This is a genomic window from Amycolatopsis sp. NPDC006131, from assembly GCF_040614175.1.
Taxonomy (GTDB): Bacteria; Actinomycetota; Actinomycetes; order Mycobacteriales; family Pseudonocardiaceae; genus Amycolatopsis_E; species Amycolatopsis_E tucumanensis.
Genome location: NZ_JBEXTX010000047.1, coordinates 40,267 through 54,118, shown reverse-complemented (window position 1 = coordinate 54,118; position 13,852 = coordinate 40,267). Strand labels below are relative to the sequence as shown.

Sequence of the window (13,852 nt, the reverse complement as noted above, 5' to 3'; positions counted from 1 at the left end):
ATCGGGAAGTTCCACGGGATGATCTGGGCGACCACGCCGAGCGGCTCGTGGAAGTGGTAGGCCACGGTGTCCGCGTCGACCTGCGAGATGCCGCCCTCCTGGGCGCGGATGGCGCCGGCGAAGTAGCGGAAGTGGTCGATCGCCAGCGGGATGTCGGCGGCCAGGGTCTCGCGGACCGGCTTGCCGTTCTCCCACGACTCGGCCACCGCGAGCTTCTCGAGGTTGGCTTCCATCCGGTCGGCGATCTTCAGCAGCACGGCGGCGCGCTCGGCGGGGGAGGTGCGACCCCACGCGGCGGCGGCGCCGGTGGCGGCGGCGACCGCGCGGTCGACGTCCTCGGCCGTGCCACGCGCGACCTCGGTGAAGGTCTTGCCGGTGACCGGCGTCGGGTTCTCGAAGTACTCGCCCTTCGCCGGCGGGACGTACTCGCCGCCGATGAAGTGGTCGTACCGCGGTTCGAACGCGACGACGCTGCCGGTTTCGCCCGGCGCGGCGTACTTCGTCATGAGCCTGCCTCCTGGATCGGTGTTCGGTGCGAACGGCTGCACCGGGCGCCAAGCTAGGGAAGGCGACGTTGCAGCGTCGTTGCAACGGTTGCCGAATGCGGCAGGCGCCCGGCATGCTTTCGGTGCCCGTTCCGTCGACGACGCCGGAGTGCTCAATGGACGCCGAAACCGTGACCGACGCCCCGACGGCGCTGCACCTGGCGTCGGACCCGCTGGCGCAGTTCGAAGTGCTCCAACAGGTTCGCGAAGCAACTCTGAGTGGTGACCGCGCGCAGTTTTCACCCCGTCCGGTGATTTCCGAGTCCTGGCAACGCTCACTCGCCGCGCACATCGATCCGGACGACTTCCGTCCGCCGATCGTCTACGCGCCGGACGAGGTGGCCGACGTCCGCGACGCCCACCCGTTGCACGCCGTTCTGCCGACCCTGCGTGAACTGCTGGGCAGCATCGCCGACGAGTCGCGGCACGTCATGATCGTCACCGACGCCGAGGGCACGATCCTGTGGCGGGAGGGGCCCGCCAACCTGTGCAGCCAGGCGGACCCGGTCGGGCTGTGCGAGGGGACCGGCTGGTCCGAGCGGGCGATCGGCACCAACGCGATGGGCACCGCGCTCGCCGTGGACGCCCCGGTGCAGATCTACTCGGCCGAGCACCTCGTGAAGACCTACCACGGCTGGACCTGCGCGGCCGCCCCGATCCACGACCCGGACACCGGCGACCTGCTCGGCGCGATCGACGTCAGCGGGCTGCTCGACACGCTGCACCCGGCGACGGTTTCGCTGGTCAACGCCACCGCGCAGCTCGCCGAGAGCCACCTGCGGCGGCGGATGGAGTGGCTGGACGGCCAGCTGCTGACGAAGAACATGCCGCACTTGGCGCGGCTGCGGGGCGAGCCGGGCGCGCTGCTCACCCCGACCGGGCGGGTGATCGCGGCCGACCGGCTCGGGCGGCTGCCGAAGCGGGTCGCGGTGGACGCCGACCGGGTGCTGCTCGACGACGGCAGGGAGGCGCACGTCGAGCCGCTGCCGGAGGGGTACCTGCTGCGGCTCCGGACGACCACGGCCACCCGGCGGCCGACGCTCGAACTGTCCTTCCTCGGCGACAACCCGGCCGCGGTGATGAACGGCCGCGCGCTGCCGCTGACCCTGCGGCGCGCGGAGATCCTCGCCCTGCTCGCGCTGCACCCCGCCGGGCTGACCGCCGAGCAGCTGGCGTTGCAGCTCTACGGCGACGACGGCAACCCGACGACCGTGCGGGCGGAGATCCACCGGTTGCGCGGGCAGCTCGGCGGTGACGTCATGCGGGCCAAGCCCTACCAGCTTCGTGCCGAGGTGGAGGCCGATTTCCTGCGTGCGCGGCGGGCGTTGAACACCGGTGACGTCGCCGCGGCCGTCGCGGCCTGCCCGGCGCCGTTGCTGAACCGGTCGGACGCGCCCGCGATCCGCGCCGAGCGGGAGCAGCTGGTCGCCGCGGTGCGCACCGCGGTGCTCGGCCACCCCGATCCGGACCTGCTGTGGACCTTCGCGCAGAGCGAGACCGGCCGGGACGACGTCGAGGTGTTCGAGCACCTCACCCGCCGCCTGCCCGCCGACGACCCCAGGCGGGCCGTGGCGTCGGCCCGCCTGGAGTGGCTACTCGGCGAGGACTAGCCGACGAACTTCTCCTCGGCGACCTGCCGCGCGTGCAGCACGTCGCCGATGAAGAAGTCGTACAGCAGCGCGCCGACGACGGCGCCGACGAGCGGGCCGGCGATCGGCACCCACAGGTAGGGGTCCATCGCGGTGTCGCCCCAGCCGGCGAAGAACGCGAACAGCCGCGGCCCGAAGTCGCGTGCCGGGTTGATCGCGTAGCCGGCGTTCGCGCCGTAGGACAGCCCGATCGCGGCGACCGTGAACCCGATCAGCAAAGGCCCCATCTTCGGGGAGATCGCCTTGTTGCGGGCGTCGATCAGGGCGAGCACCACCACGAGCAGCACCGCCGTGCCGACGACCTGGTCCAGCAGCGGGCCGAACCAGCTGGTGAAGTACGGCGCCGGGACGGTCGCGAAGATCGAGAACGTCGCCTCGCTCTTCGGCGTCCCGGCCGCGGTGTCGAACGCGCTGATCGCCGGGTGGTAGACGGCGTACACGAGCGCGGCGCCGGTGAACGCGCCGGCCAGTTGCGCGCCGCAGTAGCCGGGCACCTTGCGCCACGGGAACCGCCGCCGCACGGCCATCGCGAGCGTCACGGCGGGGTTGAGGTGCGCCCCGCTGACGCCGCCGGCCACGTAGACCGCGAAGGCCACGGCGAAGGCCCAGCCCCACACGATCAGCAGCCAGTCGCCGGTGCCCTGGAAGATCGTGGTGGCCCCGGCGGTGCGCCCGGAGCCGGGCAGGCCCGCGACGGCCATCGCCACGCAGGCGTCGCCGAGCGCGATGAGCAGGAACGTGCCGAAGAACTCGGCGAGCAGGTCGCCACGGCCGCCGGTCAACCGGCTCAGGCCGGGGGGCCGGCGCAGGGGTGCCACATCGGTCACTGGGTCCTCCTTGACGCAGTACGGATGCCGGACAGGTTGCGAAGCCGCAGGTTGCACCGACGTTGCGCCGCTGGGCCGGCCGCAGTTCGCTCGGGTGGCCGGCTCGCTGGGTGGTGGCCAACACGCTGGAGGGGCGGCCGCCCGCCGCACCTGCCGCAGCCTGCCGCGCCTGGTCGGGGGCGGACCGCCTGCCGCCCGGAGCGGCGAGCCCGCCGCCGGGAGGGATCGACACGGCCGCCGGTGCGGCTGTTGCCGCCTTCGGGGGGCGGCTCGCCGCCGGGTGGCCGGCTCCTCGCGGGCGCGGGGAACGCTGAGCCAGGGGTGGCCCGCTCGCCGGAGCGGCCACCGCCGCCTGGAGTGGGCGACTTGCCGCTCGGCGCGGCGATCGTCGCGTGGAGTGGGGGACTTGCCGGTCGGCGTGGCGATCGTCGCGTGGAGTGGGGGACTTGCCGGTCGGCGTGGCCATCGCCGCGTGGAGTGGGGGACTTGCCGCTCGGCGTGGCCATCGCCGCGTGGAGTGGGGGACTTGCCGCTCGGCGTGGTCATCGTCGCCTGGAGTGGGGGACTTGCCGCTCGGCGTGGCCATCGCCGCCTGAAGTGTCCGAGCCTCGCCGGTGCGCGGAACGCTGCGCTCGGTGCCGCCATTGCCGCCCGGGCCGGGCGGCTCGCCGCCCGCAGCGGCGAGCCCGCCGCCGAGAGGAGCCGCCACGGTGCCGGGTGGCGGGGTTCGGTTCCTCCGAGTGGGGTTCGCCGAGCCGAGTGGGGGTTCGCCGAGCCGGGTGGCCGCTCACCTCGGCCCGTGACGTGCAACGTTGATGCAACGTGACGCCGCTTACGGTCCGGCCCGTGACTACTCCGAGCCAGGTGGACCTCGACCCGGGCCGGGACTACCCGCTCGCGGCGCGGCGCCCCGAACTGCTGAAGACCCCGACCGGAAAACGCCTCGACGAGCTCACCATGGCGGCCGTGCTCGCCGGTGAGGTCGCGCCGGAGGACCTGCGCATCGCGCCGGAGACCCTGCGCCTGCAGGCCCAGATCGCCGAGCGCGTCGGCCGCCCGCAGCTCGCCCAGAACTTCCGCCGCGCGGCGGAGCTGACCGCGCTGCCCGACGAGCTGGTGCTGTCGATCTACAACTCGCTCCGGCCGCGCGCCTCCGCCAAGGCAAAGCTCGGCGAGATCGCCGACGAGCTGGAGTCCAAGTACTCCGCGACGCTGTGCGCGCAGCTCGTCCGCGAGGCCGCCGACGTCTACGAACGACGCGACATCCTGGCACGGGAGGACGGCCGATGACGGGCGCACGACGGTCGAAGCGGACCGAGGCTCTGGAGCAGCGGCCGGTCAACCTCGACGGGTTCGTCGAGGAGTGGCCCGAGGTCGGCATGGTCGCGATGGACAGCCCGTACGACCCGGAACCGGGCGTGCGCGTCGAGGACGGCGTGATCGTCGAGATGGACGGCAAGCCACGGGCCGAGTTCGACTTCCTCGACCAGTTCATCGCCGACCACGCGATCGACGTCGAGGCCACCGAGCACGCGATGGCCGTGCCCGCGGTGGAGATCGCGCACCTGCTGGTCGATCCGCGCGCCACCCGGCAGGACGTGCTCGCCCTGACCCGCGGGCTCACCCCGGCGAAGCTGCTCGAAGTCGTCAAGACCATGAACGTGGTCGAGATGATGATGGCGCTGCAGAAGATGCGCGCCCGCCGCACGCCGGCGAACCAGGCGCACGCGACCAGCGCGCGGGACAACCCGGTGCAGGTCGCCGCCGACGCCGCGGAAGCCTCGCTGCGCGGCTTCCGGGAGTTGGAGACCACGCTCGGCGTCGTCCGGTACGCGCCGCTCGTGGCGATCGCGCTGCAGGTCGGCGCCCAGGCCGGCACGCCGGGCGTGCTGACCCAGTGCGCGCTGGAGGAGGCCACCGAGCTGGAGCTGGGCATGCGCGGGATCACCGCGTACGCCGAGACGATCTCGGTGTACGGCACCGAGCCGGTGTTCTGCGACGGCGACGACACCCCGTGGTCCAAGGCGTTCCTCGCCTCGGCCTACGCCTCGCGCGGCATCAAGATGCGGTTCACCTCGGGCACCGGGTCGGAGGTGCAGATGGGCAACGCCGAGGGCAAGTCCATGCTGTACCTGGAGATCCGCTGCATCCTGGTGACCAAGGGCGCCGGGGTGCAGGGCCTGCAGAACGGCTCGATCAGCTGCATCGGCGTGCCCGGCGCGGTGCCGGCCGGGATCCGCGCGGTGCTCGCGGAGAACCTGATCGCGAGCATGGTCGACCTGGAGTGCGCCTCCGGCAACGACCAGTCGTTCTCGCACTCGGACATGCGCCGCGTCGCCCGGTTGCTGCCGCAGCTGCTGCCCGGCACCGACTTCGTCTGCTCGGGCTACTCGTCGACGCCGAACTACGACAACATGTTCGCGGGATCCAATGTGGACGCCGAGGACTACGACGACTGGAATGTGCTGCAGCGCGACCTCCAGGTCGACGGCGGCCTGCGGCACGTGCCGGAGGCGGAGATCCTCGCCGCCCGCAACCGCGCCGCCCGCGCGCTGCAGGGCGTCTTCGCCCAGCTGGACCTGCCGCCGATCACCGACAAGGAGGTCGAGGCGGTCACCTACGCGCACGGCAGCAAGGACCTGCCGCTGCGGGACGTGCTGGAGGACCTGAAGGCGGCGCAGTCGGTGATGGACCGCGGCGTGACCGGGGTGGACATCGTGAAGGCCCTGGACGGCGCCGGGTTCACCGACATGGCCGAGTCGCTGCTGGCGGTGTTGCGGCAGCGCGTGTCCGGGGACCTGCTGCACACGTCGGCCATCCTGACCCCCGAGCTGGAGACGTTGTCCGCGATCAACGACGTCAACGACTACGCCGGCCCGGGCAGCGGCTACCGGCCGACCGGGGCGCGCTGGGAAGAGATGAAGCGTCTGCGCCACGTGGTGAGCGCGCAGAACCCGGAGCAGGAAGTCGTCTGAGGAGGAGTGCCATGACGGACACCAGTGTGGGCAGCCGGCGCACGCTCACCCTCGACGAGCGCGGGCCGGCCGGGCCAGGCACGCGCAGCGACGAGGTGGTCATCGGGTTGTCGCCCGCGTTCGGCGACTTCTTCACCAAGACCATCGTGGACATCCCGCACGCCGAGGTGCTGCGCGAGCTGCTCGCCGGCATCGAGGAGCAGGGCGTGCACGCCCGGGTGATCCGGTTCCGCGGCGGCTCGGACCTCGCGGTGATCGCGCACGCGGCGGCGAAGCTGTCCGGGTCGGGCATCGCGGTCGGCGTGCTGTCCCGCGGGACCACCATGATCCACCAGAAGGACCTGGTACGACTGTCCAACCTGGAGCTGTTCCCGCAGGCGCCGCTGATGGACCTGGAGACCTTCCGCAAGGTCGGCCGCAACGCCGCCCGCTACGCGAAGGGCGAGTCACCGGAGCCGGTGCCCGCGCGCAACGACTTCATGGCCCGCCCGCGCTGGCAGGCGAAGGCGGCGCTGCTGCACATCAAGGAGACCGAGTTCGTGGTGCCCGGCGCCGGACCCGTCGAGCTGGACGTGCGGATCCAGCTGGCCGATGCGGGCTGATCGCCATGGCGCTCGTGGTTGGCGTCGACATCGGGAACTCGACCACGGAGGCCTGCGTCGCCGAGATCGGGCAAGGCGGGCGCGTGACGTACCTGTCCGGCGCGCTCACGCCGACGTCCGGGGTGAAGGGCACGACCGACAACGTGCCCGGGGTCGTCGAGGTCGTGCGGCGAGCCCTGTCGTCCGCCGGACGGCCGGTGCGTGAGCTGAGCGCGGTGCTGGTCAACGAGGCCACGCCGGTGATCAGCGGGCTGGCGATGGAGACGATCACCGAGACGATCGTGACCGAGTCGACGATGATCGGGCACAACCCGGACACGCCCGGCGGTGCGGGACTCGGCGTCGGCGAGACCGTCGCGTTCGGGTCGCTGCCGGACTGCGCACCGGGCTCGAAGGTGATCTGCGTGGTCGGGTCCGGAGTGGACTTCGAGGACGCGGCGGCGGGCATCAACAAGGCCGTCGCGCGTGGCGTCGAGGTCACCGGCGCGATCGTGCACGCAGACGACGCGACGTTGATCGCGAACCGGTTGTCCGCGCCGATCCCGGTGGTCGACGAGGTCACGCTGGTGGAGAAGGTGCCGCTCGGCATGTCTGCCGCGGTCGAGGTGGCCGAGCCGGGTCGGACGATCCGGACCCTGTCGAACTCCTACGGCATCGCGACCGTCTTCGACCTCGACGCCGAGCAGACGCGGATGATCGCGCCGGTCGCGCGGGCGCTGGTCGGCAACCGGTCCGCGGTCGTCGTGCGCACGCCGAGCGGGGACGTGACCGGCCGGCGCATCCCGGCCGGGAGCCTGACGTTGATCGGTGGACAGGCCAAGCGGTCCGTGGAGATCGACGCGGGCGCCGCGGAGATCATGGCGACGTTGCGGCGGGTCCGTCCGCTGACCGACGCCACCGGCGAGGCGGGCACGCACGTGGGCGGCATGCTCGCGCGGGTCCGCGACACGATGTCCGAGCTGACCGGCACCGCGGTCGGCGCGGTGCGGATCCAGGACGTGCTGGCCGTCGACACGTTCGTGCCGCAGGAGGTGACCGGCGCGCTGGCCGGGGAGTTCGCGCTGGAGAACGCCGTCGCGCTGGCCGCGATGGTGCGCACGAGCCGCGGCCCGATGCGGCTGCTCGCCGAGAAGTTGCGTGAGGCGCTGGGTGTCGAGGTGCTGATCGGCGGGGTCGAGGCCGACATGGCGGTGCTCGGCGCGCTGACCACGCCGGGCACCGGGCGGCCCGTCGCGATCCTCGACCTCGGCGGCGGGTCCACCGACGCCGCGGTGGCCGGGGACGGGGTGGTGTGCTCGGTGCACCTGGCCGGGGCAGGCGACCTGGTGACCAAGCTGATCGACTCCGAGCTCGGCCTGGACAACCGCGAGCTGGCCGAGGACATCAAGAAGTACCCGCTGGCCAAGGCCGAGAGCTTCTTCCACGTGCGGATGGAGGACGGCACCGCGCGGTTCTTCGACGAACCGCTGCCCGCGGAGGCGTTCGCGCGGGTGGTCGTGTTGTCCGACGCCGGGATGCGGCCGGTGCCGACGCGGCACAACCTGGAGAAGATCCGCCAGGTGCGGCGCTCGGCGAAGCACAAGGTGTTCGTGATCAACGCGTTGCGCGCGCTGGAGCAGGTCGCGCCGGGCGGCAACCTGCGGCAGATCGGGTTCGTCGTGGTGCTCGGCGGGTCCGCATTGGACTTCGAGATCCCGGACATGATCGCGGAAGCGGTGGCCGGGATGGGGATCGTGTGCGGCACGGGCAACGTGCGCGGCAGCGAGGGGCCGCGCAATGCGGTGGCGACCGGGCTGGTCGCGAGCCACGCGCTGGACGTTTCGCTGGAAACGGCGGGCTGATGCAGGGGCCGGCGGTGGTGGTGCGGTGCCTGGACGTGACTTCGCCTGCGCTGCGGGAGATCCGCGCCGGGATGGAGGAGGAGGGCGTGCCGCTGGTGGTCGAGGAGGTGTCCGAAGGGGACGCTGTTGATCTCGGTTATGCCGCTGCTCGGCTGTCCTCTTTGGATGTGGGGATCGGCGTCGCGGACGAGGTGTGCGTCCACCACGCCAAACGCCCGGCCGGTTCGCCCGCGCTGACCGGGCCGCTGTCCCGCGCGCGGGTGCTCGGACACAACGCGGCCCGCATGGTCGTCGGAATTCCGCTCAAGTGAAGGAGAAAACGTGGCACCACGTCTCGCACTGGCCGATGCCCAGCCGGTTCTCGAAGCCGCGCTGGCGAAGGCCGAGGAGATCGGGCAGCCGATGAACGTGGCCGTCGTCGACGACGGTGGGCACCTGATCGCGTTCGCCCGGCAGGACGGCGCGATCCTGGGCAGCATCGACATCGCGATCCGCAAGGCGCGCACGGCCGCGCTGCTGAAGATGACGACGGCTCAGCTGGGCGAGGCGGCGGCGCCCGGCGCGCCGTTGTACGGGATCGAGGTGACCAACGGCGGGCTGGTCATCTTCGGCGGCGGGATCCCGCTGGTGCGGGGCCGGGAGGTGGTCGGGGCCATCGGGGTCAGCGCGGGCTCGGTCGAGCAGGACACCGAGGTGGCCGAAGCGGGCGTGGCGGCCTTGCCGAAGCGGGGGCGCCGCTGACAGAGTCCGGGGCATGACGGTATGGCCGATCCTGCACTACGACGACACGTCGGCGGCGCTGCGGTTCCTCGTCGACGTCCTGGGGTTCACGGAGGAGGTCGCCGCCCGGGACGACGACGGTGACGTGGTGCACGCCGAGGTGAGCTGGCCCGGCGGCGGGCGGCTGGTGTTCGGCGGGACGAAACACGTGGAGAGCGTGCACGGGCGGATGCGCGCGGGCAGCAACGCGGTGTACGTCGTGACGGACGACGTGGCGGGCGTGTACGAGCGGGCGCGGGCGGCGGGTGCTTCGGTCCTGGAGCCGCCGCAGCACGCCCGGTTCGGTTCCGGGGCCGAGTCGCTGATCTGCACGATCGAGGATCCGGAGGGCAACCTCTGGACCTTCGGCACGTACCGGTGAGCCGGGAGATCCGCTCGCTGGAGGACGTGCTGCGGCTGCTGGACGGAATGGTGGTGCCGGGCGTCCGCGGCGGCGGGTGGGACGGTTTCCACGCGGACCGGGATGTGCCGTTCGGCGCGGACAAGCCGGACGAGAACCTGGTGGCCTGGATCGAGGGCGGCCTGATCGAGCCGGGGCGCGCGCTGGACGTGGGCTGCGGAGCGGGGCGCAATGCGCGGTACCTGGCCGCGCAGGGCTTCGAGGTCGATGCTGTCGACATATCGCCAACCGCGATCGAATGGGCGGCTGGGGAGCCCGGTGTGCGGTTCCACTGCGGGAACATCTTCGAGGTGACCCTCGCCGGTGCGTACGACCTGGTCTACGACTCCGGGTGCTTCCACCACCTGCCGCCGCACCGGCGGTTGAGCTACGTGGACATGCTGCGGCGGTCGCTGGCCCCTGGCGGCTATTTCGGGCTGGTCAGCTTCGGCGACGGCGGTGCCGAGTTGTCTGACTCGGAGGTGTACGAGCAGGGCAGCACGGGCGGCGGGCTGGCGTATTCGGCGGCGGACCTGCGCGAGATCTTCGCCGAGCTGGACGTGGTCGAGCAGCGGAACATGGCGGAGCAGCCGGAGGACTCGGAGCTGTTCGGGAAGTCCGGCCTGCGGACGGCGCTCTTCCGGGCCCGGGGGAGGCGGGCGCGGGAGGACCGCGCCACGGTGCTGCGCGGGCTGCTGACGATCTACGACCAGCGCCACGACCTGGTCGACGCGCTGTGGGAGGCGACGGACCCGCAGGCGGCGGTGCAGGAGGTGCTCGGCGTCAGCGAGCTACAGGCGCGGGCGATCCTGGACCTGCAGCTGCGCCGCCTGACGCCCCTGCAGCGGGACTTGCTGCGCGAGGAGCTGGAACAGCTGGAGGAGCCGCCGGAGTGAGCGGGCCCTCCCCTCGATCACCCGGCTACTCCGGCTTCGTGCCCAGCAAGTGATGCGCCTCCAGCGTGATCTGCATCTTCAGCCGCTCCTGGGGGTCGCCCAGGCGGGCTCCGAACAGCTCCGTCAGCTGCGCCACCCGGTACCGCACCGTTTGCGGGTGGATGTCCAGCAACCGGGCGATCTCCAGGGTGGCTCCGTTGCACTTGAGCCACGCCAGGAGCGTCTCGGCCAGCCGTAGCTGCTGCTTCGCCGTCAGGGACGCGAACGGGGCCAGCACCCGGGCCGACAACTCGTCCAGCAGGAAACGTTCCTGCAGCAACCACAGCGTCGTCAGGTGGTCCGCCGCATGCACCACCTGCGCGGCCGGGATCACGCCACCTCTCATCAGCTCCAGCGTGCGTCGCGCCCAGTGGAGGGACGTTGCGGCGTCCGAGAGCCGTACGCGGGGGCCCACGGCTGCCCGCCAGTGGGGCATCTCCGGCAGGTCCCGGGACGGGTCCGGCGTGATCAGGCACGGCTCGGCGCCTTCCAGGTCCAGCAACACGTCGTCGCCGAGGGTGGGGGCGAACTGCTCCTCCGTCAGCGGCTCCAGCGCGACCACGGTGACCCACTCGGGCAACGTCCACTGCGCTGCCTCCGCCATCGACGCCACCGCCGCGGGCGATGACGGTGGCGTCGCAAGGATCAGCTCCAGCAGCCGGCGCCGCCGCCGCTCCAGCGTGCCCGTCGCACGTGCCTGTGCCAGCGTGTAACCCTCCACCGAGTACGACGAAATCTCGTCCACGTAAGCGAAGATCGCTTCCGCGCTCACGCACAGCATCGGCACCGGCAACCGCATCGACTGGCCGAAGTTCGACACGTACCGCCAAGCCGCCTGGCCGCCAGCGCGGTACGCCGCCTGCAACGAGTTCAGGCTCCCGCCGTCGTGGTAGACGCGTTTGCCGACCTCGTGGAACAACTTGCCCCACCGGTCCGGTGTGGACCGCGTGTCCTCGATGCTGTCCAGGCAGCTCACCACCGCCTGTTCGATGGCCCGCACGATCACCTCGCCGAACTGCCCCTCCAGCGGCTTGGCGTACTCGGGCACCGCGTGCTGGATCTCGTCGAGGATCCTCGTCGCCAGCCGGTCCGCGTGCGGGCGGAACCGCCGGGCGAGCTCCGCGGGCAGCGAGAGCCACAGTCGCCGTGCCTGACCGGTCGCCATGTCCCGAATCAACGCACATCCACCCACACCACGCAACGCTCGCCCGCCGACACTGTCACGCCTGAACGCACCCGCCGCGGAAAATGTGTCACCGGCAAGCGAAAAACCTCGTCACCCCTGTTCCCGCGCGGACGCCGTTGTTAGCTTGGCGCTCCGGCCAGGTTGGGAGGAGGTGGATGGCAGGACTCGCGTCACGGTGCTTCCGGCACGCGCCCTGGGTGATCGCGTTGTGGTTGCTCGCCCTCGCCGGTCTCGTGCTCGCCGCGCAACACGCCGGTGCCGCGTACCGGGACACGGTCGCGTTGCCTGCCGCGGACAGCACCCGCGCCGCCGAGCTGTTGCCCAAGGGCGACATCGAACGCGTGGTCGTCACCGCCCCGGGCACGATCGACGCGGCCAGGGACCGGATCGAACCGCTGCTCCGCGATCTGTCTGATTTGGACCGCGTCGTCCAGGTAATTTCGCCCTACACCGCACCGGAACTGGTGTCGGCCGACCGGCGCACCGCGGTGATCCTCGTCAGCTTCGACGCCCCCGCCGACCAACTCGCTCCCGAACTGGCCCGCGAACTCATCGAAACCGTCCAAACGGATGGCCTGACCGTCGGCGTGTCGGGACAGCTCGCCGCGATGACGGTCGGCGCGCCCAACCTCGGCAACGCCGGCATCGGCCTGCTCGCGGCCGCGATCGTCCTGCTGATCACGTTCGGCTCGCTCAGCTGCGTGGTGCTGCCGGTGGTCACCGCGGCGGTGTCGGTCGGGTCCGCGCTGGCCGTGGTCGTGCTGCTGTCGCACGTGCTCACCGTGCCGAAGATCAGCACCGAGATCGCCGCGCTGCTCGGCCTCGGCGTCGGTGTGGACTACGCGTTGTTCGTGCTCACCCGCTACCGGCAGGGGCTGCGCGAAGGCCTGCCGCCGCGAGCGGCGCTGGAACGCGCGGCCGACACCTCGGGCCGCAGCGTGGTCTTCGCCGGGGTCACGGTGTGCGTGTCGCTGGCCGGGATGTTCACCGTCGGCATGGCGTTCCTGAACGGAATCGCCATCACCTCCGCGGTGTCGGTCGGCCTCACCATGCTCGCGGCGCTCACGCTGCTCCCGGCGTTGCTGCGGCTCACCGGCATGCGGAAGCTTCCCCGGCATTCCGCGCCCGGCCGCGGCTGGGCCGGGCTGGCGCGCTCGGTCACCCGTCGGCCCGCGCCCTACGCGATCGCCGCGGTGCTGGTCATCGCGGTGCTGGCCGCGCCCGCGCTGGGACTGCGGCTGGGCATGCCCGGCGCCGGGCACGATCCGCCCGGCAGCCCGACGAAGGTCGCCGACGCGCTGCTCGCCGAGGGTTTCGGCCCCGGCGCGAACGGCCAGCTGGTCCTCGTCCCCGAGCGGCCCGATCCGGTGGCGGCCGAAGCCCTCCGCGAGATCGTCGCCACCAGGGCGGACGTCGCGCCGGGGCCGGTCCTCACGGTCACGCCCCGCACCGGCCCGGACGACCCGGCCACCGCGGAACTCGTGGGATGGCTGCGGGAGGTCGCCGGCCCCGGCTGGCACGTCGGTGGCGCCGTCGCCGTGCAGACCGACTTCTCGGCCGCGGTGACCAGCCGGTTGCCGCTCTTCCTCGCCGCCGTCGTGGCGATCTCGGTGCTGCTGCTGGCACTGGTGTTCCGCAGCGTGCTGATCCCGCTGACGGCGGCGGTGATGAACCTGGTCACCGCGGGCGCGACGATCGGCGTCGTGGTGGCGGTGTTCGGCGGCCCGATCGAGCCGTACCTGCCGGTGTTCCTGTTCGCGGGCCTGTTCGGGCTGTCGATGGACTACGAGGTCTTCCTGATCTCCCGCATCCAGGAGGAGTGGCGCCGCACCGGCCACACCCGCACCGCGATCGTCGACGGGCTGGTCTCGACCGGGCGCACCATCACCGCGGCCGCGTTGATCATGGCGCTGGTGTTCGCGGCGTTCGCGTTCGTGGACAGCCGAGTCGTGCGTGAGGCGGGGGTCGGGCTCACCGTCGCGGTGCTGCTGGACGCGGTCGTGATCCGCTGCCTGCTCGTGCCCGCCGTCATGGTCCGGCTCGGCGCGGCGAACTGGTGGCCATCGCGCCGTCGTGAGCATCCGGCCGCGCCGATCCCTGACGCACGTGACAAAGCCGGGTGGATCCATTGAA

General features: G+C 72.0%; 13 protein-coding genes. 10 read left to right on the top strand and 3 right to left on the bottom strand.

The window, feature by feature from the left end; all coding sequences use genetic code 11:
• Positions 1–506: aldehyde dehydrogenase family protein (locus ABZ215_RS23460; protein ID WP_354951561.1), on the bottom strand; the 506-nt coding region annotated here is incomplete at its 3' end.
• A 155-nt stretch (positions 507–661) separates the two neighbouring features.
• Here ABZ215_RS23460 and ABZ215_RS23455 point away from each other — a divergent pair.
• Positions 662–2,155, top strand: coding sequence for a GAF domain-containing protein (locus ABZ215_RS23455; RefSeq protein WP_354951559.1), 1,494 nt, complete (start codon positions 662–664; stop codon positions 2,153–2,155).
• On the opposite strand, the gene ABZ215_RS23450 is transcribed toward ABZ215_RS23455, so the two are convergent.
• A complete protein-coding gene (locus tag ABZ215_RS23450; protein ID WP_354951557.1) occupies positions 2,152–3,021 on the bottom strand; it encodes an MIP/aquaporin family protein in 870 nt (289 codons plus the stop codon). The two genes, ABZ215_RS23455 and ABZ215_RS23450, sit on opposite strands and share 4 nt — an antisense overlap.
• 846 nt (positions 3,022–3,867) lie before the next feature.
• Between ABZ215_RS23450 and ABZ215_RS23445 the strand changes: the two genes are divergently transcribed.
• Genes ABZ215_RS23445 through ABZ215_RS23410 form a run of 8 tightly spaced genes read left to right on the top strand, consistent with a single transcriptional unit; the run spans position 3,868 to position 10,494 of the window.
• Complete coding sequence (locus ABZ215_RS23445) at positions 3,868–4,311, top strand: diol dehydratase small subunit (RefSeq protein ID WP_354951555.1); 444 nt, start codon at positions 3,868–3,870, stop codon at positions 4,309–4,311.
• Positions 4,308–5,996 (top strand): propanediol/glycerol family dehydratase large subunit, encoded by a 1,689-nt coding sequence (locus ABZ215_RS23440; RefSeq protein WP_020419374.1) that lies wholly within the window; start codon positions 4,308–4,310, stop codon positions 5,994–5,996. The genes ABZ215_RS23445 and ABZ215_RS23440 overlap by 4 nt, the downstream gene beginning before the upstream one ends.
• An 11-nt stretch (positions 5,997–6,007) precedes the next feature.
• A complete protein-coding gene (locus ABZ215_RS23435) occupies positions 6,008–6,598 on the top strand; it encodes a propanediol/glycerol family dehydratase medium subunit (RefSeq protein WP_020419373.1) in 591 nt (196 codons plus the stop codon).
• A gap of 5 nt (positions 6,599–6,603) precedes the next feature.
• Positions 6,604–8,439 (top strand): diol dehydratase reactivase subunit alpha, encoded by a 1,836-nt coding sequence (locus tag ABZ215_RS23430; RefSeq protein WP_354951553.1) that lies wholly within the window; start codon positions 6,604–6,606, stop codon positions 8,437–8,439.
• A complete protein-coding gene (locus tag ABZ215_RS23425) occupies positions 8,439–8,750 on the top strand; it encodes a glycerol dehydratase reactivase beta/small subunit family protein (RefSeq protein WP_354710135.1) in 312 nt (103 codons plus the stop codon). Before ABZ215_RS23430 ends, ABZ215_RS23425 begins: the two co-directional genes overlap by 1 nt.
• A gap of 10 nt (positions 8,751–8,760) precedes the next feature.
• Positions 8,761–9,180, top strand: a complete 420-nt coding sequence (locus tag ABZ215_RS23420; protein WP_123684877.1) for a heme-binding protein — start codon at positions 8,761–8,763, stop codon at positions 9,178–9,180.
• Positions 9,181–9,193: 13 nt separating this feature from the next.
• Positions 9,194–9,580, top strand: a complete 387-nt coding sequence (locus ABZ215_RS23415; RefSeq protein ID WP_020419369.1) for a VOC family protein — start codon at positions 9,194–9,196, stop codon at positions 9,578–9,580.
• On the top strand, positions 9,577–10,494 hold the full coding sequence (locus tag ABZ215_RS23410) for a methyltransferase domain-containing protein (protein ID WP_354951550.1): 918 nt from the start codon (positions 9,577–9,579) through the stop codon (positions 10,492–10,494). The genes ABZ215_RS23415 and ABZ215_RS23410 overlap by 4 nt, the downstream gene beginning before the upstream one ends.
• 25 nt (positions 10,495–10,519) lie before the next feature.
• Here ABZ215_RS23410 and ABZ215_RS23405 read toward each other — a convergent pair whose 3' ends face one another.
• Positions 10,520–11,698, bottom strand: coding sequence for a helix-turn-helix domain-containing protein (locus ABZ215_RS23405; RefSeq protein ID WP_354951548.1), 1,179 nt, complete (start codon positions 11,696–11,698; stop codon positions 10,520–10,522).
• A 176-nt stretch (positions 11,699–11,874) separates the two neighbouring features.
• On the opposite strand from ABZ215_RS23405, the gene ABZ215_RS23400 reads away from it, so the two are divergent.
• Positions 11,875–13,851, top strand: a complete 1,977-nt coding sequence (locus ABZ215_RS23400) for an MMPL family transporter (protein ID WP_354951546.1) — start codon at positions 11,875–11,877, stop codon at positions 13,849–13,851.
• Position 13,852: the final 1 nt, after the last annotated feature.

Coding starts and splice junctions, on each gene's coding strand:
- ABZ215_RS23430 (WP_354951553.1), top strand. CDS start 6,604: ATGGCGCTCGTGGTTGGCGTCGACATCGGGAACTCGACCACGGAGGCC.
- ABZ215_RS23440 (WP_020419374.1), top strand. CDS start 4,308: ATGACGGGCGCACGACGGTCGAAGCGGACCGAGGCTCTGGAGCAGCGG.
- ABZ215_RS23455 (WP_354951559.1), top strand. CDS start 662: ATGGACGCCGAAACCGTGACCGACGCCCCGACGGCGCTGCACCTGGCG.
- ABZ215_RS23425 (WP_354710135.1), top strand. CDS start 8,439: ATGCAGGGGCCGGCGGTGGTGGTGCGGTGCCTGGACGTGACTTCGCCT.
- ABZ215_RS23415 (WP_020419369.1), top strand. CDS start 9,194: ATGACGGTATGGCCGATCCTGCACTACGACGACACGTCGGCGGCGCTG.
- ABZ215_RS23435 (WP_020419373.1), top strand. CDS start 6,008: ATGACGGACACCAGTGTGGGCAGCCGGCGCACGCTCACCCTCGACGAG.
- ABZ215_RS23405 (WP_354951548.1), bottom strand. CDS start 11,698: ATGGCGACCGGTCAGGCACGGCGACTGTGGCTCTCGCTGCCCGCGGAG.
- ABZ215_RS23400 (WP_354951546.1), top strand. CDS start 11,875: ATGGCAGGACTCGCGTCACGGTGCTTCCGGCACGCGCCCTGGGTGATC.